Raw genomic sequence first — 25,838 nt, forward strand, 5'->3', positions numbered from 1 at the left:
TAAACTTGAATGTGTAAAATTAGTATTAGAGAAACATTATTCATGTTTATTAGTTTCAAAGCAGAAAGGTCCTAACGAATCAAACATTCGTAAATGGGTTGGGTTTTACCAAACATATGGTAAACAAGGTTTGATCCCAAGGACAAATCAACGTTATTCAGTTGATTTTAAGTTAAAAGTTTTAAAATCGATAGATAAAGATTACCTATCATTAAGAGAAATTTGTTTAAAATTTAACATCCCAGACGCTTCAATTATTATCAAATGGCAAAGAGATTTCACTAGATTTGGTTTGGAAGGGTTACAATCAAAGCCTAGGGACAAATCTAAGAACATGAGCAATTTTAAACGTAAAAAACGTAAATCAGACAAGCCATTAACTAGAGAAGAAGCATTATTACTGGAGATAGAAATACTTCGTTGTGAAAATGATTTACTAAAAAAGTTACAAGCCTTAATTCAAGTCGAAGAGCTAGCCAAAAAGCGCAAGCCATAATGGAATTAAGGCATAAATATGATTTAAATCTACTTTTAAATCGCACTAATATGGCACGTAGTAGTTTTTATTACTATCAAAAACAAAATAAATCGGATGATAAATATAAAATGATTAAAGAGTTGATTAAGGTTATTTATCAGAAGCATAAAGGACGTTATGGGTATAGAAGAATTACAGATGAGTTAAATAATACAGGAATAATTATCAATCATAAAACCGTTTCGAAACTGATGAAATTTATGGGATTAAAAAGTGTCATTAGGATTAAAAAATATAGATCTTACAAAGGAGAACAGGGTAAAATAGTGCCCAATATTTTAGAGCGTAATTTTAAAGCAACTCAACCCAACCAAAAATGGGCTACTGATATAACTGAATTTAATGTAGCAGGTAATAAACTTTATTTATCACCTATTATAGATTTGTTCAATCAAGAAATAATCAGCTATGAGCTAACAGAAAGACCTGTTTTTAATCAAGTGGTTGTGATGCTTAAAAAGGCTTTTAAGAAAATACCAAACAATACCAATCTAACCTTGCATTCTGACCAAGGTTGGCAATATCAGATGAAACAATATCAACATTTATTGAAAGAAAAAGGAATTACACAAAGTATGTCAAGAAAAGGGAACTGCTTGGATAATGCCATTATAGAAAACTTCTTTGGAATACTAAAATCTGAACTCTATTATATACAAAAGTTCAGTAGTACCGAAAAACTAAAACTTGAAATCAAACAATATATAGACTATTATAATAACGAAAGAATTAAATCAAATCTAAACAAAATTAGCCCGATAAAATATCGAGCTCATTATTGTCAAAATTAATTATAAATTTGTCTAACTTTTTGGGTTCAGTCTATTTTTACGGTGCTTTTTTTATGTAATTATTTTTTTTGATTAATCATTCAATTTTAAAACTGCCATAAAAGCTTCCTGTGGTATTTCAACATTACCAACTTGTCTCATACGTTTTTTACCTTTCTTTTGCTTTTCTAACAGCTTACGTTTCCGTGAAATATCTCCTCCATAACATTTTGCGGTTACATCTTTACGAAGTGCTTTTATGGTTTCACGCGAAATAATTTTAGCTCCAATTGCTGCTTGAATTGGAATATCAAATTGTTGGCGAGGTATTAACTGACGAAGTTTTTCACACATTTTTTTTCCAATATAATAGGCATTATCTGCGTGAATTAATGAGGAAAGAGCATCTACGGAGGTTCCATTTAATAAAATATCAACTCTAACCAATTTTGACTCCTTCAATCCAATTGGATGATAATCAAATGAAGCATATCCTTTTGAAACTGTTTTTAATCGATCGTAAAAATCAAAAACAATTTCGGCTAAAGGCATATTAAATGTTAGTTCCACTCGCTCAGGAGTTAAATATGTTTGATTTACAATTTGACCTCTTTTCTCAATACACAAACTCATTACGGGTCCAATATAATCTGCTTTGGTAATAATGGTAGCCTTTATATATGGTTCTTCAACTCTATTAAGTTTTGAAGGTTCAGGTAAATCGGATGGATTGTTTACTAAAAGAGGAATATCGGGATGCTTGTTAGTATACGCATTATAAGAAACGTTTGGCACTGTTGTAATTACGGTCATATCAAACTCACGTTCTAAACGTTCTTGCACAATTTCTAAATGAAGCATTCCTAAGAAACCACATCTAAATCCAAAACCTAAAGCTGCAGAACTTTCCGGAATAAATACTAAGGAAGCATCGTTTAATTGTAATTTTTCCATGGAACTACGAAGCTCTTCATATTCTTCAGTATCTACTGGGTAAATACCTGCAAATACCATTGGTTTTACGTCCTCGAAACCATCAATTCTAACATCTGTCGGATTTAAAGGGTCCGTAATAGTATCGCCAACTTTAATTTCAATTGCTGTTTTAACACCGGTTATTAAGTATCCAACATCTCCAGCTTTAATACTTTGTTTGGCTACCTGGGTTAATTTTAATGTCCCCACTTCATCCGCATTATATTCCTTGCCAGTAGCTAAAAATTTGATACGTTGTCCTTTTTTTATTTCTCCATTAAATATTCTAAAATAAGTTTCAATACCTCTATAAGAATTATAAACCGAATCGAAAATTAATGCTTGTAATGGCGCATTAACATCTCCTTTTGGCGCAGGAATTTTTTCAATAATAGCTTTTAAAATATTTTCTACACCAAATCCTGTTTTTCCACTTGCATGAATAATATCTTCTGGTTTGCAACCTAATAATGCAACAATATCATCGGTAACTTCTTCTGGATTGGCACTTGGTAAATCTACTTTATTAAGGATAGGAATAATTTCTAAATCTTGTTCCAGCGCTAAATACAAATTTGAAATTGTTTGCGCTTGTATACTTTGTGCTGCATCAATAATAAGTAAAGCTCCTTCACAGGCGGCGATAGATCTTGAAACTTCATAAGAAAAATCTACGTGACCAGGGGTGTCAATTAAATTCAACACATATTTTTCACCTTCAAAAGTATAATCCATTTGAATGGCATGACTTTTAATGGTAATGCCACGTTCACGTTCTAAGTCCATACTATCTAACAATTGTGCTTGTTCTTCACGAGCAGTTGTGGTTCCAGTTATACTTAATAATCTATCGGCAAGTGTACTTTTTCCGTGATCAATATGTGCAATAATGCAAAAATTTCTAATGTTTTTCATACGTCGTGTTCCTGTCTTCAATATTTGCGCAAATATAGCTAAATAGTTTTGCGTTCAACACGTTAATTCTTGTTTTAGTCGTGGTTTGGAAAAACAATGCCAGCCTCTTTTCTAACAGCATCTAAAATTTCCATGAGGTTTAAGCTTAAAGAGAGTGGTAAAATTGGACTTTCCTTTAAATTTTTGTCTAAACATTCCATAACGTGCAAAGCTTCAAAATGATATCCAAGGTGTGGTCCAGTTTCAAAATCAATTAGTTGTTGTTTGTTATTTAATTGTAATAAAATTGGATTGTTAGAAATTCGATCAAATTTAATATATCCGTTTTCAAAACATAATTCAGTTTCATTTTTACAACTTGCGGCAAAGCTGGAAGTTAAAACAGCAGTTTCTCCATTTTTATAGCCAAAAAGCATGGCAATACTTTCTTCGGAACCGGTTGTACTAAAATAGGGTAAAACTTTAATAACTGTTGGTGTGCCTAGTAACATTAGTGAAGTAAATATTGGGTAAATTCCAATATCTAAAAGGGAGCCTCCACCCAAATCTAAATTGTACAATCTGTTATTAGGATTGAACTCACCATTAAACATAAAATCGGATTTCACAAACTTTAATTTCCCTAAATTTTCTGTCTGTATAAGTGCTAATACCTTTTTGAACTTTGGTCTAAAAACAACCCAAAAAGCTTCCATTAAAAAAGTGTTATTTTCTTTTGAAGCATGAATCATTTGTCTAACTTCTTTAGAGTTTATTGCAAATGCTTTTTCGCATAACACCGCTTTTTTATGATTCAAACACAGCAAGGTGTGTTCAGAATGAAAGTTATGCGGCGTAGCAATATAAACGATATCTACTTTTGGATCATTCACCATTTCTTGGTAAGAACCATAAGCCTTTTCAAAGCCAAATTCTTTAGAAAAATCTTCAGCATTGGTCAATTGTCTGGCTGAAGTAGCATACAATTTCGCATTTGGTAACTCTTTTAATTCTGTTACGAATTTTCTAGCGATTTTACCACAACCTAATATAGCCCAATTATATGTTTTTCCCATAGTTATTAATTAATCAACCCAATCTGCTATAAATAAATTAGTATCACGTGTTCCATTATTGTTTCTGTTTGAAGAGAAAACAATCTTTTTTCCATCTGGAGAAAACATAGGAAAAGCATCAAAAACGGTGTCATAAGTAATTTGTTCAAGACCTGTTCCGTCTACATTTATCATAAATAAATTAAAGCTATGTTTTGATTTATGATTCGAAGAAAAAATGATTTTTTTTTCTGAAGGGTGAAAAAAAGGAGCCCAATTGGCACTTCCTAAATTAGTAATTTTAGTTAATTCGCTCCCATCAATATTGCATATGTACAATTCCATATTTGTAGGTTGCACTAATCCTTCAGCAAGTAAATCTTTATATTCTTTTATTTCTTCATCTGTTTTTGGTCGTGAAGCACGAAATATTAATTTTGAACCATCAGGCGAAAAGAATGCCCCACCATCATATCCTAATTCAAAAGTCACTTGTTTAACGTTTGATCCGTCAAGATTCATTGTAAACAATTCTAAATCTCCTGTTCTTGTTGAAGTAAATACAATTTTATCGCCTTTTGATGAAACGGTTGGTTCCGCGTCATAACCTTCTTCGAAGGTTAATTGTTTTAGTTGATTTCCTTTTATGTCGGCAGTAAAAATATCAAAACCTTTATAAACTGACCAAATATATTTGTTACCATAATCTTCTTTTTTTGGAACTGGTGGGCAGTTTAAATCTGCTAAATGTGTAGAAGAATAAACGATTGATTCATTTCCAGGTAAAAAATAACTACAAGTTGTTCTTCCTAAACCAGTACTTATTAATTGTGGTTTTTGTCCCTTACTTAAATCGTCAGTAATATTCATTGTAAAAATTTGATCACATGCTAATCCCCAAACATTACTTGCTTGAAAAACTAATTTAGTATTGTCAAAACTCCAGTATGCTTCAGCATTGTCGCCTCCAAAAGTCAGTTGTTTTATGTTTTTTAAATGTTTTTCTTGAGGGTAATGAAGTGTATTTACAATTTTTGTAGCACCAGATTTAGCATCCTGACCAGTTTTGTTTTGTGAGGTTTTACAGCCTAAAAAAAGAACTAGAACAACTATATAGGAGATTTTTAATTTCATGTTATTTTTTTTATATAAATATCAAAAATACAATTTATTTTTAGTTGAAAGTTGTAAAGTCTAAATGCATATTTATTTTTTGACAAATTGAACCTTATAAACAATAGGTAGGTGAGGTAAAACTGAAATATGAAGTTCAAATCTTAAGATTGTAGCACTGCTTTCAAAATATCGTTCTATTCAGATGGCGCAAAACTGCTTAGAGACACTAGCGACATTCTTCTGTTATAATGAAACAGAGTGGAATTATTGTTTGGATATAGTGTAAAACCTAACCTGAAAGGAACCCAAAAAAAATATGAATCAAAAATAATTAGTATTTTTGCAATCTTAAAATTACATTTTGATAAAAATTGGAGACATAGAATTATGCGATTTTCCATTATTGTTAGCGCCAATGGAAGATGTGAGCGATCCCCCTTTTAGAGCATTGTGCAAAGAGCAAGGAGCAGATGTGGTTTTTACCGAATTTATTTCTTCGGAAGGATTGATACGTGACGCAGCAAAAAGTAGAAAAAAACTGGATATTTACGAAAAAGAACGTCCGGTTGGGATTCAAATTTTTGGTGCCGATTTAGAATCAATGCTTAGAACGGTAGAAATAGTAGAGCAATCGAATCCAGATATTATTGATATTAATTTTGGTTGTCCGGTAAAAAAAGTTGTGAGCAAAGGTGCAGGAGCAGGAATTTTAAGAGATATTGATTTAATGGTGAAATTGACTGAAGCAATGGTTAAACATACCAAATTACCAATTACTGTTAAAACTAGGTTAGGTTGGGACGAAAGCTCTATAAAAATTGTTGAAGTTGCTGAACGATTGCAGGATGTTGGATGTGCTGCAATTTCAATTCACGGCCGTACTCGCAAACAAATGTATAAGGGCACGGCAAATTGGGCTCCTATTGCTGAGGTTAAAAATAACTCAAGAATGTTCATTCCAATTTTTGGGAATGGGGACGTTAATTCTCCTGAACGTGCTATGGAAATGCGTGATAAATATGGTTTAGACGGCGCCATGATTGGCCGAGCAAGTATTGGAAATCCTTGGTTTTTTAAACAAGTAAAATACTTTTTTGAAACTGGAGAACACTTACCAGAAATTTCTTTGGCAGATAGAGTTGTTATGGCACGTAGGCATTTAGAAATGGAAATAGATTGGAAAGGCAAGGAAATAGTAGGTGTTATGGAAACACGCCGACATTATACTAATTATTTTAAAGGAATCCCAGATTTTAAAGAATACCGTTTAAAAATGGTAAAGTCAGACACAGCACAAGGTGTGTACGATGCTTTTGATGAGGTGTTACAAAAGTTTGGTTGATTTTTTAGGCATTAGGCATTAGGCATTAGGCAAAAGGTAAAGGGCAATAGGCAAAAGGTAATGGTAAAAAGGTAATAGGCAAAAGGTATAGGTCTAAAAGAAGGAATTATCTATTGAGGGTTAGGGGGAGTGTTTACTATCACAAATTTTGAGATACTGCTTTATTTTTTATATTTTTCTATAGCTTCTTTAATTTTTTCGATTCTATTTTCTGGATCAGGATGAGTACTCATTCTTTCAGGAGTTTTATTTGGTCCAGAAGCAGCTTTTAAAATTTTCATAACGCCAATTAATTCAAGTGGGTTATAGCCAGCATCGATCATAAATTTAACACCTAAGTCGTCACTTTCCAATTCATCATCTCTACCATAACTCATATTAATTACATTTGCAATTGCGGCAGCACCTTGTGCAGTATTTGGGTCAAAACCTATCGCAACTCCACTCACAATTCCCTGAGTTAGCCCTTGCTTAGCCATACGTTCTGCAGAATGTCTTCCAATTACATGACCAACTTCGTGTCCCAAAACTCCAGCTAGTTGTCCTTCATTTTCTAGTTTTGAAAACAAGGCATAAGTAATAAATATTTGTCCGCCAGGTAGGGCAAAAGCATTAATTGTTTCTGAGTCTTTTAAAAGATGAAATTCGTAGTTATATTCAGTCTGTTTGGCTACACTATTATCTACCAATTTTTGTCCAACCATATCTACAAAATCTTGAATTTTTTGATCTGGATATAATCCTCCATGTTGCTGTGTCATTGATGGTGCAGCTTGTAATCCTATAGCTATTTCTTCTTCAGTTGAAATAGAAATATGTTGCTTTTTACCAGTAAATTTATTCACTTCGCTCTTTGAATAATATTGAAATAAAGCAAAAAGAATAATTGCTGCTCCTATGAGTAATTTTACTTTTGAACTTCCACCTCTCATAATTATGATGTTTGATTTTTGTAAAGATACACCGAAAATTTATTGTGAATAACAGTTCAAAATGTTAAAATATTGTATTTTCACACTATTAATTATAATAAAATGAAACAAGTTTTTACATTGAATCAGGTAACCAAAAAATTACCAAAACATTTACATAAATTTATTGTAAAACAACCATATGAATCATATACTGCTCAAAATCAAGCAGTTTGGAGGTATGTAATGCGATTAAATGTTGATTATCTGAGTAAGGTTGCACATGAATCTTATTTGGATGGTTTGAAAAAAACAGGTGTTTTGAAGAATCAAATTCCTAAAATGCAAGGAATGAACCGTATTTTAAAAGATATTGGTTGGGCAGCAGTTTCTGTTGATGGTTTTATACCCCCAAATGCTTTTATGGAATTTCAAGCGTATAATGTTTTGGTAATTGCATCGGATATTAGAACTATAGATCATATAGAATACACACCAGCACCTGATATTATTCACGAGGCTGCTGGTCACGCACCTATAATTGCTAATCCGGAATATGCTGAATATTTAAGACGGTTTGGAGAAATTGGAAGCAAGGCAATTTCTTCTTCAAAGGATTATGAAATGTATGAAGCCGTTCGTTTATTATCCATTCTGAAAGAAAATCCAAATTCATCAAAAGAAAAGTTAAAAATTGCCGAAGCAAAAGTGGAAGAACTTCAAAATCATATTGGAGAATTATCTGAAATGGCACAAATAAGAAATTTGCATTGGTGGACCGTTGAATATGGGTTGATTGGAACATTGGAAAACCCTAAAATTTATGGAGCGGGCTTGTTATCTTCTATTGGCGAAAGTAAATGGTGTTTAACCAATAAGGTTAAAAAAATACCATATACATTAGATGCCGCAACACAGAATTTTGATATTACAAAACCGCAACCACAGTTATATGTTACGCCAGATTTTGCTCATTTAAGTATGGTGTTAGAAGAATTTGCAAATAAAATGTCCCTTAGAAAAGGAGGATTGAAAGGAATTCAAAAGTTAATTGAATCATCGTGCTTGGGAACTATTGAGTTGAGTACTGGCATACAAATTTCTGGAATTTTTACAAAAGTTATTAAAGATGAATATGATAAGCCAATTTATGTTCAAACAACTGGACCAACTGCTTTAGCGAGCAGGGATAAGGAATTAATTGGACATGGAGTTGAGAATCATGCTCAAGGTTTTGGAAGTCCTATTGGAAAATTGAAGGGGATTAATTTGGCTATAGAAGACATGTCTCCAAAAGATTTGGAAGTATATGGAATATATGAAGGAAAAACTACTGTTTTGAAGTTTGAAGGAAATATAAAAGTTGAAGGAGAAGTAATAACTGGGAAACGGGATTTGCAAGGAAAAATAATTTTAATATCTTTTAAAAATTGTACTGTTACTCACGATGAAACATTTTTATTTAAACCGGAATGGGGAGTGTACGATATGGCGGTTGGAAAAAAAGTAATTTCTGCTTTTGCAGGGCCAGCCTCTGTACATTCTTTTGCTGATATTGGTGAAGTCTCAACTGAAAAAACCATAAAAATTTCCTATTCTCAAAAAGAAGTACAGTTGCATAATTTGTACGAAAAAGTTGCCATTATTAGAGCAAATAAAAAGACAGACCAATTAACTTTGTATTCTATATTTAAAGAATTAAAACATAATTTCAAAAATGATTGGTTGCTTGTTTTAGAAATTTATGAGATGATATATGGCTTAAATACTGATTTTGAGTCAGATGTTAAAACTTATTTAAAAAATCAAAAAAAACATCAACATTTAATAGGTCAAGGTCTTAAATTAATTCAAAAATAAAAATAGTAACACGTGTTACGTATGTTATAGTATAAAATTTTAACTTTGCGCTAAAATCAAATAGAATAAAGTATGAGTTTTTTCGGATTATTTGGAGATAGTAATAGTAGAGCACCCATTGAAGAATATTTAAATGATGGAGCCGTAGTTATTGATGTTAGAACAGTTGACGAATTTAAAGATGGGCATGTTAAAGGTTCAAAAAACATTGTTTTGAACAGTATTCCTTCAAAAGTGGCAGAGATAAAAAAAATGAATAAAAAAATTATAGCTGTTTGTCGAAGTGGTGCCAGAAGCGGACAGGCTACATCTTTCCTTAAACAACAGGGAATTGATATAATTAATGGAGGTCCTTGGCAAAATGTTGCAAAATTTGTAAAATAAAAAATTAAAAAAATGTTTCAGTTAAAAGGAGATGTGGAAGTTTCTTTTTTTTGATTAAATCTCAAATCAGCTTTTGTTTCTTGGCTTTTAATACCGCCTCCATTTTATTATGTACCTGTAATTTTTTGTAAATATTTTCAATATGCTTTCTAACTGTAGATGGAGAAATAATTAAATTATCTGCAATTTCGTTATAATTTAACCCTTTGCTTAAATGCTCTAAGATATCAGTTTCTCTATGGGTAAGTTTTATTTCATCTATTTTTACATCATTTTCAGACAGTATAGGATTTCGCAATAATTTAAGTGTTTTCAACGCAATACTTGGCGTCATAGGTGCGCCACCGTTGGTAACTTCAAGAATACTTTTATGTAAATTTTCAGCATCAATTTCTTTCAATAAATAGCCACTAGCACCAGCTTTAATGGCGTTAAAGATATTTTCATCATCATCAAAAACTGTGAGCATCAGTATTTTAATATGGGGGTATTTTGCTTTTACAATTTCAGTGGCAACAATACCATCCATTTCAGGCATTTGAATGTCCATTAAAATCACATCAATATTATGATTTACTTCTAGTTTTCCTATTAATTCGGCACCATTTGCACCTCTAAATTTATATTCTAAATCATTAAAAAAAGATAATTTTTCAATCACAGCTTTTGCTAAAAAGTTATTGTCTTCAGCAATGGCTATTTTAAGATTCATAATGATAGATTTTTTAGTTTAGGTAAATATACTTATTAATTAAGCCTAAAACTATACGGCATTTGACCTATTTTTTAGGCAAGTAATAGTAATTGTTGTGCCCTTATTAATTTCGGAATTGATAGTTATTGCACCATCAATTTCTTGAATTCTTCGTTGCATATTTTCCAACCCATTACCAAGTTCTATTTTGTTTATATCAAAACCTTTCCCATTATCTGAGATGATAAAAAATAGTTCATTTTCGTTTTCTGAAATTTCAATTGAAATTTCGGAAGCATTGGCATATTTAATAGTATTATTGGTAGCTTCTTGCAGTACTCTAAAAATATTAATACCTTTTATTGAAGAAAAAATAATGTTACTTTTTACTGTCGAATTAAAGTTGAAATGAATTTTAGTTGCTATTGTTTTTGCTTTTTCAATAAAGGTTAAAATTCTTCCTTGAAAATCTTCAAAAGTTATTTCGTTTTTATTCATTGCCCAAATGGTATCTCGTAATTGAGTAATAGTGGAGCTTGCGAATTCATTTATTTCTGAAAGCTTCATGCGAAGTTTTTCGTTTGACTTTTTTGTAAGAAAGTTTAGGTTATCAATTGATGATATTATAAATGTGAGCTGTGAGCCAATATTATCGTGTAAATCTCGTGAAATTCTAAGTCGTTGATCTTGTAACTTACTATAAGTTTGTACTTCTTTAAGTTCTAATTGATTTAAATATTCTCTCCTTTTATGTTGGTGACGTTTGAACAATCCGAAGGTGATAATTCCTAAAATTAACAAACCAGCTGCTAATAAAATGGCGAATAAATTTTTATTTTTTATTTGTATTTCATTTTTTAATAGTTGTTCTTTTTGTTGAGAAATTTCTTTTTCATTTTTTTCTGAACGGTATTTGGTGTCTAATTCAAAAATGGTTTTAATTTTATTTTCTTCTAATAAGCTGTCTTTCCCTTTAGCATATAAATTATAATAATCAAATGCAACTTTGTAATTTCCCAATTGAGCTTCTATAGCAGCCATTAGTTTGTAGGCATCCGTTTTAAGTGCTTTAAAACCTTTTTTGTTGATAACCTCGAGGGCACTTTTTAATACTTTAGAAGCATCTTCAAATCTTTTTCCTTTTTTATAACTATTAGCTAATCCAATTTGAGCATAACACAATTCGTAAAGATTTTGATCCTTTTCAAAAAGATTGATCGCTTTTTTATAATAGTCTTGAGCTTCTGAATTTAATTGTAAACTATCTTTTGCAATTGCAATATTATTCAACATATAAGGCACATATCTTTCATAGCCTAATTTTACATATAAATCTTGCGCCTCTTTTGAATATTTTATGGCGTTATTGTAGTCTTTTAAATACAATGAAACCGATCCAATATTCCCTTTAGTTAATACTACGCCAAATTCATACTTATTGTCTTCATATATTTTAAGTGCTCTTCTGTAGTAGTCTAAAACTTTATCATATTGTTTTTGTTTTTTATATACAATACCAATATTGACTAACACCATTGGAATTTTATCAAATTCTACCTTTTCATTTTCATAAATTTTTAAAGCTTTAAAGTAACTTTTAAGTGATAAATCAAAATCGCCTTGTAAATCGAACACAATTCCTAAATTGTTATAGGAATCTGCAGCGCCAACCATGTTTTTAATTTGAAGCTGAATATCTAAACTTTTTTGATGATATGTTCTTGAGCTATCTAGTTTTCCTATTGCTTCGTAGCAATTTGCCAAACTATTAAAGGATGAAGCTATTGCTTTTTTATTTTTTAATTTAGTTGAAATTATTAACGATTTTTGTGCATAAAATAATGCACTATCTATGTTAGAATTTTTATATTCCCAAGAAATTTCATTTAAGGTATTTATATAAATCTCACCCTTCTGATTTTTAGAAACCTTTAAAAGACTATCTAATACTTTGTTTTGCGCAAAGGATGATAAGTAAATAACTGAAAGTAAGATGGCTAGTTTTAGTTTCATAGAAATTTTAATGTACAGCAATATACAAAAAAAAGTATTTTTTTTGATTTCGATTATATTAATAATATGAAAATAAGCAATTTGACTTTTTTGAGGACTGAATTGAAAAAAAAGACCGCCTCATTTTTCGTAAAAAATTGAAGCAGTCTTTTTCATGATATTGGTTTTTATTGTTTTAAATCAAAGGCATTAATAGTACTGCCACTTGCTTTATAATATAGGAAACCTCCCCATTCGTCTACTTCATATTCTGGTTTTTTATCATTCAAAATAATTTCTTTGGTTGGCTTTCCTGAGTCTTTACTTACTTTAACAAGACCAACTCCATCATCTAATTTAGATAACATAAATTGTGCGTCTTTTGTAGCTGATGTTGATTTAAAACGTTTGCTCATCTCAGTAAATTATTTTGTAGCACTCAAAAATTCATCTAAGCAGGCTTTAAAAAATTCTTCGCCGGCCTTTCTTACTCCATTATTATATTTAGCCGGTTCTACCGGCACAGGAATTACTTTTCTTATGAATTGATTATCCACTTCAAATAGCTGATAAAGTCCCATGTTGGTTCCTGTCCAGTCATGATTCGATGCACCGGTAACTTTATATTTTTTTCTTTCAATCACATCATTGATCTCCACGGCTTTTTTCAAATTAAAGAATCCCGTACTGGTGGGAAGTGACATGGCTTCGCTGTTGGCAAAAGTTATTTGGGTAGTGGCTAGATCTGCGCTGAATGTTTTGCCGGTTGTTGCCATTTCGTTAGTTAATCGTAATGCAGTTTCGGCTACTACTTTGGCACCTCCTAATTTAAAAGCCCCGCTGGCCCACGATTCTGCGTCTTCTGCCAGAGGTATCACAAGATTTATCCTCATGACTGTTACATTATCAAGCTGATATGAAATTTTAGCAGAGTTGTCAGTAAAAGTGCTTTTCTCCCCGCCATCTTTTTTAGAGCCTTTTATAAAATAATCGAAATTTTCAGGTGTACTCATAATGAACCCTTTATACTGTGCATTGCTTAACCCACCTCCTTTTTTTCGTTCCCAGTCTTTAAATACTTTTATACCTGCGACTTCATCGGCTGATATAATTTCATACCCGGAAGTTTTAAGGCGGTTAATAAATTGCTGATACAGGTAATTGGTGTTTTGAACCAAGTCGGTTTCTGTAAGCCCCTGCAAGCCTATTGCAAGCTGTACTTTTACATCACCTGTCATTCCGCCCTCATATACGCTTCCTTTTTTTTCATCTTCTGCTATATACATCACCTGGTACATAACCCGGAATTGCGAAATGAATACTTTTTTTGGGGCTTTCTTCAGTTTCCCTATTCCGGTGATATCCGATTTTAATTCGACTGCCGAAATGGTTTGTGCAAATGAGCCTATACACAAAAGGCTAATGATTAATGTTGTGATTACAAGTTTCATAATGTTAAGTTTATAAGGTGGGTTCTAATAAATTAGTTTTTTCAAGTTTGATTTAAAGAAAATCGTAGAACCCATTTTACGCTTTTCTAATTCTTCCGAAAGTTTTAGCTTTTCTTTTTGCTCTGATTGTGCTTTACTATTTTGTAAAATAAGACCTTTTAATACATAGAGATTAAGTTTGAAATTCTCTCGCTCTTTATAAAACTGAATATTCAGATAAACTAATGTTGCAATAAGCACGAGAATAATTCCTAAAGAGAAAAATATCATATCAAATTTGATTTATTGAACAACTTTGTAAAAATGGATTTTAAAGTAAAAAACTAATTGAAAACTGACCTCTTAATATTTATTTACTTTAACTACTTTTCCCCTGCCGTCTGAAATAATCTTTACAAAATAAGTTGCAGAGGGCAAAGCTGATAAATCTACTTCAATTTCTTTTGCATTTGTTTTCATGCTAATTAACGTTTCTCCAAGTAAATTGAAAACCAATTCTTTTTGGCCTGGTTTAATTCCAGCAAGGCCTTTTCCATGAGTTATTAAAAGAACTCCAGAATCTGTGACAGTCATTTTTTCTATGTTACCACCTACATCGTAGACAAAATTCGGATCCGATTTTTGAGCAGTTATAATAGTTCCACTAAGCAATAGTGAAATTATTAATAATTTGTTTAATTTTTGAATTTTCATAAATAGACATTTTGATTAGTATTGTTTCAAAAGTCTTATAAATTAAAAAGCAAATCAATACGGCAGATGACGTATTTTTAGTTAGAATGCGATGTTGAAGTTATTTTTTAGTGAAGTTATTTTTATCTGTAAATCAGTTAAAAATTCTTGATGTTGTTCTGAATTTGAATTGAAAGGCTTATGCGCTAACCCTTTTTGAATGGAATCAACTTCTTTCATCGTTGAAGTTGTTTTTTCATCAATCCAAACCTGTTGAAATTGTTCCCAAATATAATTAATGGCAGTTTCATTTGGATGTAACATATCATTGGTGTAAAAACGATAATCACGTAAATCATCCATCATAATTTCATAGGAAGGAAAATACAGCCCCCTAACCCCCAAAAGGGGAACAATCTGATGAATTGAAGTTAATAAATGTGCTTTACTCTGTGAATTTTCGACAAATCCATCTTTTAAGTGACGTACAGGACTTACAGTAAAAATAATAGTTACTGCTGGATTTGCATTTTTAATAAAGGCACACATATTTTCTAAAGAAGCTGTAATTTCATCAACTGAAAGTAATTCTTTCAAAAACTTTTTTTGAGGAACTTTATGACAATTTCCTACAACAGAATTGGTTTCAATAAGTTTGTATACCCAAGAAGTTCCTAAGGTTATTATAATATGGGTTGCTTCTTGCAATTGTTTAATGGTTGATGCAATGGCGTGATTTAAATTTTGAAGTAATTTTTGTTTATCACTTGAACTTAAATCGGAATGGGCATCAAAACAATGCCATCGTTCATTTAATTGAAAAACATCCTTTTCAGTGTAAATTTTTGAATTTGAAGCATTTGAAATTAAATGTTCTATTGCAATTGGATTGAATAAAATACCAAATGGATTGCTTTTAACATTAAATTTAAAATATGATAATTTTGCACTTATGTTTTCAGAGAAACACGAACCAATTAACAACAATTTTGAGCTATAATCAATTTGATTAGCTTCTTTTTGAAGATTTATGTTGGTTCTGAAATCCATGATATTTTCATTAATTTGTCATTGCGAGGCAACTTATTTGTTGCTGTGGCAATCTGTTTATTTGTGTGAGATTACTTCGTCATTTCACTCCTCGTAATGACGTGGATTCACAAAATATATTTTTTACTTTCTTTTAGCGCTTCAGCTATACCTGCTGGGTATTTGCCTCCTGCAGTTGCAAAAAACGGTTGTCCGCCGCCGCCGCCTTGAATAAATTTACCCAATTCTCTAACAACTTTTCCAGCATCCAAATCGTTGGATTCAACTAGATTTTTTGAAATAAAACAAGTTAAAAATGCTTTTCCTTCAGATTCAGTTCCAACTAATAAAAACAAATTATCTACCTGATTACCAATTTCAAAAGCTAAATCTTTAATGCTATTTTGATCTAAATCAAGTTTTTTAGCTAAAAAGTTAACCCCATTAATTAGTTTAACTTCGTTAATTAAATCTCCTTTTAAATTGCCAGCTTTTTCTTTAAGTAAATTCTCAATTTGTTTTTTTAAGGTGTTATTTTCTTCTTGTAAATCTGTAATTGCTTTATGTGGATTTACAGGATTTTTTAATAAATCCTTTAATTCGAAATATACTTTATTGGTTTCAAAATAAAAATCTTTGGTAGCATCACTTGTAATGGCTTCAATACGTCTAACTCCAGCAGCAATTGCACTTTCAGAAGTGATTTTGAAATGCCAAATTTCGCTAGTGTTTTGAACGTGAGTTCCACCACAAAGCTCCATAGAATTTCCAAATTTTATAGCACGAACAGTATCACCATACTTTTCTCCAAAAAGAGCCATTGCTCCTTTATCTAGCGCCGTTTGCATAGGAATATTCCTAAAATCTTCTAATGGAATTTTACTGTCAATTCTAGCATTTACAAAATCTTCTACATCGCGCAATTGATCAACAGTTAATTTTGCATAATGAGAAAAATCGAAACGTAAATTTTTTGAGTGCACAGCAGAACCTTTTTGCTCAACGTGAGTTCCTAAAATTTCACGTAAAGCTTGGTGTAATAAATGTGTTGCAGTATGGTTGCAAGCGGTTCTTGAACGTTGTTTTTCATCAACAACAACTCTAAAAGTTTGTGAAGGATCTTTCGGTAAATTTTCAGCAAAATGAATGATGAGATTATTTTCTTTTTTGGTATCTACAATATAAATCACATTTCCATTTGTAACTTCAATATATCCTTTATCACCAACTTGTCCACCACCTTCAGGATAAAAAGGAGTCATATTAAATACGATTTGAAATAGATTTCCGTCTTTTTTAGATGAAACTTTTCTGTATCTTGTAATTTTAACTTTAGCCTCTAAGGTGTCGTAACCAATAAATTCTTCTTCCAAATCATCTTCATCTAAAACAACCCAGTCGTCAGTTTCTACTGCGGCTGCAGCTCTTGATCTTGTTTTTTGTTTTTCTAGTTCTGTGTTAAAATCATTTTCATTTAATGTCATTCCTTTTTCAGAAAGAATTAAGGCTGTTAAATCTATAGGAAAACCATAAGTATCAAATAATTCAAATGCTTTTTTACCAGACACTTCAGTTCCTTTGGTGTTTTTTATAATTCCATCTAACAATACCAAACCTTGGTCTAATGTTCTTAAAAATGAATTTTCTTCTTCCTTTAACACATTAGTAACCAATTGTTTTTGAGTTTTTAACTCAGGAAAATATTCTCCCATTTGCTTACTTAACGTACCTACTAATTTGTAAATAAACGGTTCTTTTTGATTTAGAAAAGTAAAACCATATCTAATAGCTCTTCTTAAAATTCTTCTAATAACATATCCAGCACCTGTATTTGAAGGTAATTGTCCGTCTGCAATTGCAAAAGCTACAGCACGCACATGGTCTGCAATTACTCTAATAGAAATATCAACATCTTCATTTTTACCATAATCGTTATTGGTTATTGCCTCAACTTCTCTAATTAAAGGTGTAAAAACATCGGTATCGTAATTAGATTGAACATTTTGTAAAACCATGCACAAACGTTCAAAACCCATACCTGTATCTACGTGTTGAGCTGGTAATTTTTCTAGAGATCCATCAGCTTTACGGTTGAATTCCATAAAAACCAAATTCCAAATTTCTACTACTTGCGGATGGTCATTATTCACCAAACTTTTTCCTGAAATTTTTGCTTTTTCTTCTGCTGATCTAATATCAACATGTATTTCAGAACAAGGTCCACAAGGTCCTTGAGCACCCATTTCCCAAAAATTATCTTTTTTATTTCCGTTAATAATTCGGTCTTCGCTAATGTGGTTTTTCCATAAATCATAGGCTTCTTGGTCGTAACCTAACCCATCTTCTTTGGAACCTTCAAAAACAGAAACATATAACGAATCTTTATCAATTTTATATACATCAACTAATAATTCCCACGCCCAGTCTATTGCTTCTTTTTTAAAATAATCTCCAAAGCTCCAATTGCCAAGCATTTCGAACATTGTATGATGGTAAGTGTCTTTACCAACTTCTTCTAAATCGTTGTGTTTACCTGAAACTCGAAGACATTTTTGAGTATCTGCAACACGTTTGTCGGTGGCATTTTTTTGTCCTAAAAAATATTCTTTAAAAGGCACCATGCCTGCATTGGTAAACATTAATGTGGGATCGTTCTTCAAAACCATTGGTGAAGAAGGAACTATACTATGTTTTTTTGAAGCAAAAAAATCTAAAAATTGTTGTCGAACTTGTTGTGACTTCATTTGTTAATTATATGAAAAAATAAACCTGCTTTACAACAATTGTAAAACATTTTGTAAATTTGTTAATTGTACATGTCAATAATGTAGTTTTCTACTATATTGAAGTGCAAAAATAAGATAAATTATATTTATGGCGAAAGTTAAATATTATTACGATTCAGATACCTTATCTTACAGAAAAATAAAAACAAAATTAATTAGTTTAAGAAAGTTGTTTTTATCTGTTTTAACGGCTTTTGCCTTTATGGTATTAGGATTCTTAGTGTTTTCACGCGTTTTTGAATCTCCTCGAGAAAAAGAATTAAAAAGAGAGTTAGAGTTTGTAAAATTAAATGGAGAGTTACACAATAAAAAAATAGGCCAATTACAAGTTTTATTGACTGAATTACAAGAAAGGGATAACAATATTTACCGTCTTTATTTTGAAGTAAACCCAATTCCTGAAGAACAAAGAAGAGGTGGATTTGGAGGTGTAAACAGGTATAAAGCATTGGAAGGATTTAATAATTCTGACATGATAATTGATGTTACTAAAAATATGGACATACTTTCTAAACAATTGTATATTCAATCAAAATCTTTGGATGAAATTGTGAAATTAGCCGAGAATAAAGAAAAATTATTAGCGGCAATACCAGCAATTCAACCTATTGAAAATAAAAATTTAAGACAAATGGCCTCAGGTTATGGTTGGCGATCAGATCCTTTTACAAAAGCAAGAAAGAGACATATGGGAATGGATTTTTCGGCAAAAACTGGAACACGAATTTTTGCCTCAGGAGATGGCGTAGTGGCTAGAGCAGATCAAGATGCAGCCGGTTATGGAAAGCATATAAGAATTAATCATGGGTTCGGATATGTATCTTTATATGCCCATATGAGTAAATTTAATGTTAGAAAAGGGCAACGAGTTAAAAGAGGAGATTTAATTGGATTTGTTGGTAATACAGGACGTTCACAAGCGCCACATTTACATTATGAAATTATGAAAAACGGAATTAATGTAAATCCAATCAATTTTTATTATGGGAATTTATCTCCTGAAGAATTTGCGGCTATGCAAAGAGCTGCTCAAATTGAAGGACAATCTTTAGACTAATGCACATAAACTTACCTGAGAAAAGATATTACAAAATAGGAGAAGTAGCCAAGGCGTTTGGGTTAAATACATCACATATTCGTTTTTGGGAGAATGAATTTGACGTGTTGCAACCTAAAAAGAATAAAAAAGGGAATAGATTATTTACCCCTGAAGATATCAAAAATCTTAAGCTAATTTATCATTTAGTAAAAGAAAAAGGATTTACCTTAGATGGCGCAAAAAGTAAATTGAAGGAAAACCCTGAAGGCGTTAAAAACAATCATGACATTATTTTGAAATTACAAGGTATTAAAGCTGAATTACTGAAAATTAAAAATCAGATTTCCGAATAATTTTGTAACAATTTTAATAAAATGCAAACTAAATAACTAAACATTAAATTTTATATAAATGAAAAAGTGGATTATACCTGTAGTAATCATAGTATTAGTAGTTTTTTCGGGCTATAGTTGGGTAAAAGGATTTTACAACAACGCAATACAATTGAATGAAACAGTTTCTGAAAGTTGGGGAAATGTACAAACAGCCTACCAACGTAGAAGCGATTTAATTGGAAATTTAGTAAATACAGTGCAAGGAGCAGCTGATTACGAAAGAGAAACGTTAACTTCTGTTATTGAAGCCAGAGCTAAAGCAACTTCAATAAACATTGATCCAACAAATATTACACCAGAACAATTGGCTAAGTTTAATGAGGTTCAAGGTGGTTTAAGCGGTGCTTTAAAAAGTTTATTGGTAACCGTTGAACGTTATCCAGATTTAAAAGCGAATCAGAATTTTTTGAAATTACAAGATGAGTTAACGAGTACCGAAAATCAAATTTTAACGGCTCGTACCCGTTATAACGAAGCCATAAAGCCATTTAATAATCACATAAAAACATTCCCGAATAACTTGTTAGCTGGTTTCTTTGATTTTGATGGAAAACCATATTTTGATGCAGAAGCAGGTGCAGAAAATGCTCCAGATGTAAAATTTGATTTCGGCAACAAAGAATAATGTCAAAAGTTGAACAATTTTTAACCGCCAAAGAAGAATATAGTATTATTGAAGCAATTAAAGAAGCTGAAAGAAATACTTCAGGTGAAATACGTGTTCATATAGAAAAAAGTACAGAAAAACCTCCAATGGATAGAGCCTTGGAGGTTTTTCATTTTTTGGAAATGGATTTAACTCAATATAGAAACGGAGTTCTTATTTATGTTGCTGTAGATTCTAAAAAATTTGCCATTATAGGTGATAAAGGAATTCATGATAAGGTGCCGATAAATTTTTGGGAAAGTGAAAAAGAAATTGCTTTTTCCTTTTTTTCAAAAGGAGAATACGCTCTCGGATTAGAAAAAGTAATTGTTGAAGTTGGTAACAAACTAAAAGAATTTTTCCCTTTTGAAAAGGATGACACCAATGAATTAACTAATGAAATTTCAAAAGGATAAATGAATATATTGAATACAATATCATATAAAGCAGGATTTTTTTTAGCACTTCTTATAACAAGTCAGGTTGTTTTTGGACAATTTACCATTCCAGCAAAACCTAAATTGCAAACGAGTGTTTACGATTATGCGAAAGTATTAACCAATGAGCAAAAAGCAGCTTTAGAACAAAAATTAATTCAATATTCCGACACAACATCTACTCAAATTGTTATTATTACCGTTGAAACCATTAATGGTGAAGATATTGGTATTTTAACGCCGAAATGGGCTCAAGAATGGGGTATTGGCCAAGCAAGAGAAGACAATGGTATTTTAGTTTTGTTGGCCAACAAAGAGCGTAAAATTTGGATAGCGCCTGGTTATGGTGTGGAGCATAAATTAACTGCTGGTACTTCTGGGAGCATTGTTAGAGAAATTATTGTTCCTGAATTTAAAGCCGGAGATTTTTACGGCGGATTAAATAAAGGAGCTGATGCTATTTTTGAAGTTTTAAATGGCACTTATAAAGGAGAACGAAAATCGGATAAACAAAATTCGGGATTACCTCCAATATTTATTATTTTAATAATCTTTTTTGTTTTACTTGTTATTTTTTCAAAAAAAGATAAAGGAAGTGGTGGCAGTAACAAAGGAAATAAAGGAGATTCAGTTGCTGGAGATATTTTAACAGCTATACTTTTAAGTAGAGCCGGTAGAGGAGGCTTCGGTGGTGGTTTTGGTGGAGGTTCATCTGGCGGCTTTGGCAGTGGTGGCTTTGGTGGTGGTTTTGGTGGCGGAGGTTTTAGTGGTGGTGGCGCTGGTGGTGGTTGGTAATCTTATTTTAAATTATTTTTGATGATTATCTCATATGTTGAAATTGTAAAAGCATATCCCATTTATAGTGCAATGGTGCAGTTTGCTATTTTAGGAACTTTTGGAGATATTATTTCAAAATGGATGCAACAAGGCAAAGTTTTCATTCCTTATAAAGCATATATTGTAATTTTAAAAATGATAGAATGGGCTATTTTAGCAATTACAATTAAATATGCATTTATTGGTTATACTGGGTTTGTTAATCAGTTAATTGAATACGGATTTCTTCCAAAATTGGGATTATTTGGAAATGCATTTGCTATTTCCGTTTTCATGAATTTACAATTCGGATTGTTTTTGGTGATTTTTCACCGTTATTTAGATAATATAATTGCTAAACAAAATAATTGGGATAATATAGATAAAGGAATGTTATCCTTAATTTGGTTTTGGATTCCGGCACATACCATAACTTTTATGTTAGATAAACCTTATCAAATTGGTTTAGCCGCCATTTGGAGTGTGGTTTTAGGTGTAATTTTAGGGTATTACAATAAAACAATAAAATCGTAATTAGTTATTTTAGCCAATAGCCAATAGCCAATAGCCAATAGCCAATAGCCAATTCTTTACTTCTGTCTAAAATAAATTACAATAGGCACCCCTTTAAAGTCGTAGATTTCACGCATTTTATTTTCAACAAATCGTTTGTAGGCATCTTTAACATATTGTGGTAAATTACAGAAAAACACAAACTGAGGGGTTGGTGTTGGTAATTGCATACAATATTTTATTTTAACAAATTTCCCTTTTAAGGAGGGTGGAGGATAGTTTTTTACAATTTCCAACATAGTTTCATTTAGCTTACTGGTAGGAATTCGTTTTTTTCTATTTTCAAATACTTCAACTGCGGTTTCAATGGCTTTAAAAATACGTTGCTTAGTTAGTGCACTTACAAAAATGATTGGGACATCTGTAAAAGGAGAAATTTCTCTTCTAATTTGAGCTTCAAAATCTCTAATGGTGTTGGTTTCTTTTTCAACTAAATCCCATTTATTTACTAAAATAACAATTCCTTTTTTGTTGCGTTCAGCAAGCCAAAAAATATTTTCATCTTGTCCTTCAAATCCTCTAGTAGCATCCAAAATTATAATTGCAACGTCACAATTTTCAATTGAACGAACAGCACGCATCACCGAATAGAATTCTAAATCTTCTTTTACTTTTGATTTTTTGCGAATTCCGGCGGTATCAACTAAATTAAATTCAAAACCAAATTGATTGTACTTAGTATCTATAGAATCTCTGGTTGTACCTGCAATATCTGTAACAATATTTCTGTCTACACCAATTAAAGCATTTATAAATGATGATTTTCCAGCATTTGGTCTTCCAACAACGGCAAATTTTGGTAATTCATCTTCAAGAATAACAGAATCATCCAATTTTTCAGCTACGGCATCTAACAATTCTCCAGTTCCACTGCCATTAATACTAGAAATTGTAAAATATTCCCCTAATCCTAGGTTATAAAATTCAACGGCATCTTTGTCACGCATTGCATTATCAACCTTATTTACAGCTAAAAAAATAGGCTTGTCTACTTTTCTCAATAAGTTTGCAACAGCACTATCCATTGGAGAAATACCTTCCTCAACATCAACCACAAAAATGATGGAATCTGCTTCGTCTATTGCAAGTTGCACTTGTTTTCTAATTTCTTCTTCAAAAACATCATCAGATCCAAGTGAATATCCACCAGTATCTATTACAGAATATTCTTTTCCATTCCAATCTCCTTTACCATAATGCCTGTCGCGGGTTACTCCACTAACCGAATCAACAATAGCATCTCTACTTTTAACCATACGGTTAAATAATGTTGATTTTCCAACATTTGGTCTTCCTACAATGGCTACAATATTACTCATGCGATGTTTTTTAATTTTTTTGCAAAAGTACACAATTTTATTTGGCTAATAATTTATTAATGAACCTATTGTTCGACATTTGATTTTAAATAGTATATTTCAAAACAAAAAAATCTAAAACCAATGGAACAACAAAAAAACAGCGATGTGTTTTTACGACCTAGATTTAAAATAGACTTTAATGAAAGTCAGCAAGAAGTTATAAAAAAATTTGCTGATAATAGTAAAAATCAGGAATGTAAGTATTGTACTAAAATTGTTGATGGTCATATTATTATAAAGGTTCCAGAAGTTGAAGATAAATTTTGGTCACCTCAATTAAATATTGAAATTGAATCAGTTACAAAAAATAAATCAGTTTTAAAAGGATTATTTGGGCCAAAAGATCAGGTATGGACATTTTTTATGTTTATCCATTTTGGAATGGCAGTAGCTTTTATTGGATTTTCTATTATTGCCTATGTAAAATATGTATTAAAAGAAGATTTTAGCATGGCTTTATTTGTTGTAATTGGAATACCAATATTATGGATTTTAATGTATTTTATGGGTCGATGGGGAAAAAGTTCAGGGCGAAAACAAATGGAAGAGCTTCATGAATTTATGATTAAAACCCTTGAAAAATAGCAATAAAGTTGTTAGGCAATAGGCATTAAAAAATAGTTGCAGCGTGTTTAGGGTTTAGCGAATTAGAAAAGTGAAAAGCGAATAGGGGTAATTTACTTTATTCCTCTTAAAACTTACAACTTACAACTTACAACTTACAGCTTAAAACTTAAAACTTAAAACTAATCATTAGTATACCCAAAGCGTTTTAATTGACGTTTATCACTTCGCCAATCTTTATTTACTTTAACATATAATTCTAAATGAATTTTTTTATCAAAAAACTTCTCTAAATCTTTCCGAGCTTCGGTACCAACTCTTTTAAGTGGTGCACCTTTATGGCCAATAATGATTCCTTTTTGTGTTTCCCTTTCTACCATAATTACAGAACGAATTTTGATGATTTTTTCACTTTCAATAAATTCTTCGGTATCAACTTCAACAGAATATGGAATTTCTTTTTTATAATGCATTAGTATTTTTTCTCTAATGGCTTCATTTACAAAAAAACGTTCAGGTTTATCTGTTAATTGGTCTTTTGGATAAAAGGCAGGTGATTCTGGCAGTAACTCAATAATTCTACTAAAAACACCATCAACATTAAATTTTTCTAGGGCTGAAATCACAAAAACCTCAGCATTTGGCACTTTTTCTTTCCAATACAGGACTTTTTCTTCCACTTCTTCTTGGGAAGATTTATCAATTTTGTTAATTAATAAAAGCACAGGAATTGTAGCATTGGTAATTTTATTAAAAAAAGCTTCGTCTTTTAATTCGTTTTCACCAATTTCAACAATATAGATAAGCACATCAGCATCTTCAAAGGCCGATTTCACAAAACTCATCATAGAAGCTTGTAACTCATAGGCAGGTTTTAAAATGCCAGGAGTGTCTGAAAATAAAATTTGAAAATCTTCTCCATTCACAATTCCCAAGATTCTGTGTCTGGTTGTTTGAGCTTTAGAGGTAATAATCGACAAACGTTCTCCAACAAATGCGTTCATTAAGGTTGATTTACCAACATTTGGATTGCCAATAATATTTACATAACCTGCTTTGTGCTTCATTTTCAATATTTAAGGATGCAAAGGTACTCTTTAAAATTTTAATTTAAATAAATTATTGCTTTTTTGAAAAAAGTTGTATCTTTGCAATCCAAATCGCGGGGTAGAGCAGTAGGTAGCTCGTCGGGCTCATAACCCGAAGGTCGCTGGTTCGAGTCCAGTCCCCGCTACTAAGCAAGACCCATCACCATTTTTAAGTGATGGGTTTTTTATTTCTCCTCTGTTATCCCTCGATATTGCTGAGATTAAAGAAAATATTTCATTAACTTTTGAGGTTCGATATTGATAAATTCAATTTTGACTTTTCTATATGGAGGTCTTGTAAATACGAAACTAGTTTTGATTTTTCCATAAATTCCATATTTTGTTGTTAGAAGTAGTGTTGAAATTGAAAATATAATCACTAATTGTTAAACATTAAGGCTATTTAGTTAAATTTGAAGGAGGCTAAAGTATAAATCTCGTTAATTACAA

General features: G+C 31.4%; 25 protein-coding genes and 1 tRNA gene. 13 read left to right on the top strand and 13 right to left on the bottom strand.

Translation table 11 applies throughout. The features are described 5' to 3' along the window. A partial coding sequence (locus Q8S45_RS10010) for a transposase (RefSeq protein WP_371133012.1) occupies positions 1–496 on the top strand: 496 nt, incomplete at its 5' end. After that, on the top strand, positions 496–1,329 hold the full coding sequence (locus Q8S45_RS10015) for an IS3 family transposase (RefSeq protein ID WP_305604289.1): 834 nt from the start codon (positions 496–498) through the stop codon (positions 1,327–1,329). The genes Q8S45_RS10010 and Q8S45_RS10015, both read left to right, overlap by 1 nt. A 72-nt stretch (positions 1,330–1,401) precedes the next feature. Here Q8S45_RS10015 and lepA read toward each other — a convergent pair whose 3' ends face one another. From lepA to Q8S45_RS10030, 3 genes are all read right to left on the bottom strand, one after another. Beyond that, positions 1,402–3,198, bottom strand: a complete 1,797-nt coding sequence (gene lepA, locus Q8S45_RS10020; protein WP_305604291.1) for a translation elongation factor 4 — start codon at positions 3,196–3,198, stop codon at positions 1,402–1,404. Between the two features lie 74 nt (positions 3,199–3,272). Further along, positions 3,273–4,253, bottom strand: coding sequence for a Gfo/Idh/MocA family protein (locus Q8S45_RS10025; protein ID WP_305604294.1), 981 nt, complete (start codon positions 4,251–4,253; stop codon positions 3,273–3,275). A 9-nt stretch (positions 4,254–4,262) separates the two neighbouring features. Continuing rightward, positions 4,263–5,366, bottom strand: coding sequence for a hypothetical protein (locus tag Q8S45_RS10030; RefSeq protein ID WP_305604296.1), 1,104 nt, complete (start codon positions 5,364–5,366; stop codon positions 4,263–4,265). A 343-nt stretch (positions 5,367–5,709) separates the two neighbouring features. Between Q8S45_RS10030 and dusB the strand changes: the two genes are divergently transcribed. Continuing rightward, positions 5,710–6,690 carry a tRNA dihydrouridine synthase DusB gene (gene dusB / locus Q8S45_RS10035; RefSeq protein ID WP_305604298.1) on the top strand — a complete coding sequence of 327 codons (981 nt, stop codon included), beginning with the start codon at positions 5,710–5,712 and terminating at the stop codon, positions 6,688–6,690. Between the two features lie 161 nt (positions 6,691–6,851). On the opposite strand, the gene Q8S45_RS10040 is transcribed toward dusB, so the two are convergent. After that, positions 6,852–7,622 (bottom strand): M48 family metalloprotease, encoded by a 771-nt coding sequence (locus Q8S45_RS10040; RefSeq protein ID WP_305604300.1) that lies wholly within the window; start codon positions 7,620–7,622, stop codon positions 6,852–6,854. Between the two features lie 102 nt (positions 7,623–7,724). On the opposite strand from Q8S45_RS10040, the gene Q8S45_RS10045 reads away from it, so the two are divergent. Continuing rightward, positions 7,725–9,461 carry an aromatic amino acid hydroxylase gene (locus Q8S45_RS10045; RefSeq protein ID WP_305604302.1) on the top strand — a complete coding sequence of 579 codons (1,737 nt, stop codon included), beginning with the start codon at positions 7,725–7,727 and terminating at the stop codon, positions 9,459–9,461. Positions 9,462–9,533: 72 nt separating this feature from the next. Beyond that, on the top strand, positions 9,534–9,845 hold the full coding sequence (locus tag Q8S45_RS10050; RefSeq protein ID WP_305604303.1) for a rhodanese-like domain-containing protein: 312 nt from the start codon (positions 9,534–9,536) through the stop codon (positions 9,843–9,845). 61 nt (positions 9,846–9,906) lie between these two features. On the opposite strand, the gene Q8S45_RS10055 is transcribed toward Q8S45_RS10050, so the two are convergent. The 7 genes from Q8S45_RS10055 to alaS form a co-directional block, all read right to left on the bottom strand. Next, the gene (locus tag Q8S45_RS10055; protein WP_305604304.1) at positions 9,907–10,557 is read right to left on the bottom strand and encodes a response regulator transcription factor; all 651 of its coding nucleotides are present in this window, start codon (positions 10,555–10,557) and stop codon (positions 9,907–9,909) included. A gap of 51 nt (positions 10,558–10,608) precedes the next feature. Further along, on the bottom strand, positions 10,609–12,552 hold the full coding sequence (locus Q8S45_RS10060) for a sensor histidine kinase (RefSeq protein ID WP_305604306.1): 1,944 nt from the start codon (positions 12,550–12,552) through the stop codon (positions 10,609–10,611). A 167-nt stretch (positions 12,553–12,719) separates the two neighbouring features. Then, entirely contained in the window at positions 12,720–12,947 is a 228-nt protein-coding gene (locus tag Q8S45_RS10065) for a hypothetical protein (protein ID WP_305604308.1), read from the bottom strand. Between the two features lie 9 nt (positions 12,948–12,956). Further along, the gene (locus tag Q8S45_RS10070) at positions 12,957–13,982 is read right to left on the bottom strand and encodes a hypothetical protein (protein ID WP_305604309.1); all 1,026 of its coding nucleotides are present in this window, start codon (positions 13,980–13,982) and stop codon (positions 12,957–12,959) included. Between the two features lie 342 nt (positions 13,983–14,324). Beyond that, on the bottom strand, positions 14,325–14,675 hold the full coding sequence (locus tag Q8S45_RS10075; protein WP_305604311.1) for a T9SS type A sorting domain-containing protein: 351 nt from the start codon (positions 14,673–14,675) through the stop codon (positions 14,325–14,327). 81 nt (positions 14,676–14,756) lie between these two features. Further along, complete coding sequence (locus Q8S45_RS10080; RefSeq protein ID WP_305604314.1) at positions 14,757–15,704, bottom strand: GSCFA domain-containing protein; 948 nt, start codon at positions 15,702–15,704, stop codon at positions 14,757–14,759. Between the two features lie 107 nt (positions 15,705–15,811). Then, a complete protein-coding gene (gene alaS, locus Q8S45_RS10085; RefSeq protein WP_305604316.1) occupies positions 15,812–18,427 on the bottom strand; it encodes an alanine--tRNA ligase in 2,616 nt (871 codons plus the stop codon). A gap of 130 nt (positions 18,428–18,557) precedes the next feature. Here alaS and Q8S45_RS10090 point away from each other — a divergent pair, with 130 nt between their 5' ends. The 6 genes from Q8S45_RS10090 to Q8S45_RS10115 are packed head-to-tail and all read left to right on the top strand — an operon-like array spanning position 18,558 to position 22,336. After that, the gene (locus Q8S45_RS10090) at positions 18,558–19,526 is read left to right on the top strand and encodes a M23 family metallopeptidase (protein ID WP_305604317.1); all 969 of its coding nucleotides are present in this window, start codon (positions 18,558–18,560) and stop codon (positions 19,524–19,526) included. Continuing rightward, positions 19,526–19,861, top strand: a complete 336-nt coding sequence (locus Q8S45_RS10095) for a MerR family transcriptional regulator (RefSeq protein ID WP_305604318.1) — start codon at positions 19,526–19,528, stop codon at positions 19,859–19,861. The genes Q8S45_RS10090 and Q8S45_RS10095 overlap by 1 nt, the downstream gene beginning before the upstream one ends. Before the next feature lie 58 nt (positions 19,862–19,919). After that, entirely contained in the window at positions 19,920–20,528 is a 609-nt protein-coding gene (locus tag Q8S45_RS10100) for a LemA family protein (RefSeq protein ID WP_305604320.1), read from the top strand. Next, positions 20,528–20,965 (top strand): TPM domain-containing protein, encoded by a 438-nt coding sequence (locus Q8S45_RS10105; RefSeq protein ID WP_305604322.1) that lies wholly within the window; start codon positions 20,528–20,530, stop codon positions 20,963–20,965. Before Q8S45_RS10100 ends, Q8S45_RS10105 begins: the two co-directional genes overlap by 1 nt. Beyond that, on the top strand, positions 20,966–21,781 hold the full coding sequence (locus Q8S45_RS10110; protein ID WP_305604324.1) for a YgcG family protein: 816 nt from the start codon (positions 20,966–20,968) through the stop codon (positions 21,779–21,781). It abuts the gene before it with no gap. Positions 21,782–21,802: 21 nt separating this feature from the next. Then, entirely contained in the window at positions 21,803–22,336 is a 534-nt protein-coding gene (locus Q8S45_RS10115) for a hypothetical protein (protein WP_305604326.1), read from the top strand. Between the two features lie 56 nt (positions 22,337–22,392). On the opposite strand, the gene der is transcribed toward Q8S45_RS10115, so the two are convergent. Continuing rightward, entirely contained in the window at positions 22,393–23,694 is a 1,302-nt protein-coding gene (der, locus tag Q8S45_RS10120; protein ID WP_305604328.1) for a ribosome biogenesis GTPase Der, read from the bottom strand. Positions 23,695–23,817: 123 nt separating this feature from the next. Between der and Q8S45_RS10125 the strand changes: the two genes are divergently transcribed. Next, positions 23,818–24,321 carry a GTP-binding protein gene (locus Q8S45_RS10125; protein WP_305604329.1) on the top strand — a complete coding sequence of 168 codons (504 nt, stop codon included), beginning with the start codon at positions 23,818–23,820 and terminating at the stop codon, positions 24,319–24,321. A 161-nt stretch (positions 24,322–24,482) separates the two neighbouring features. Here the strand turns inward: Q8S45_RS10125 and era are convergent, their stop codons facing one another. Next, positions 24,483–25,367 (bottom strand): GTPase Era, encoded by an 885-nt coding sequence (gene era / locus Q8S45_RS10130; RefSeq protein WP_305604330.1) that lies wholly within the window; start codon positions 25,365–25,367, stop codon positions 24,483–24,485. A gap of 94 nt (positions 25,368–25,461) precedes the next feature. Here era and Q8S45_RS10135 point away from each other — a divergent pair. After that, positions 25,462–25,534: transfer RNA gene (locus Q8S45_RS10135), tRNA-Met, on the top strand. Positions 25,535–25,838 lie beyond the last annotated feature (304 nt).

Source organism: Lutibacter sp. (genome assembly GCF_030692605.1).
In the GTDB taxonomy this organism is placed as follows: domain Bacteria; phylum Bacteroidota; class Bacteroidia; order Flavobacteriales; family Flavobacteriaceae; genus Lutibacter.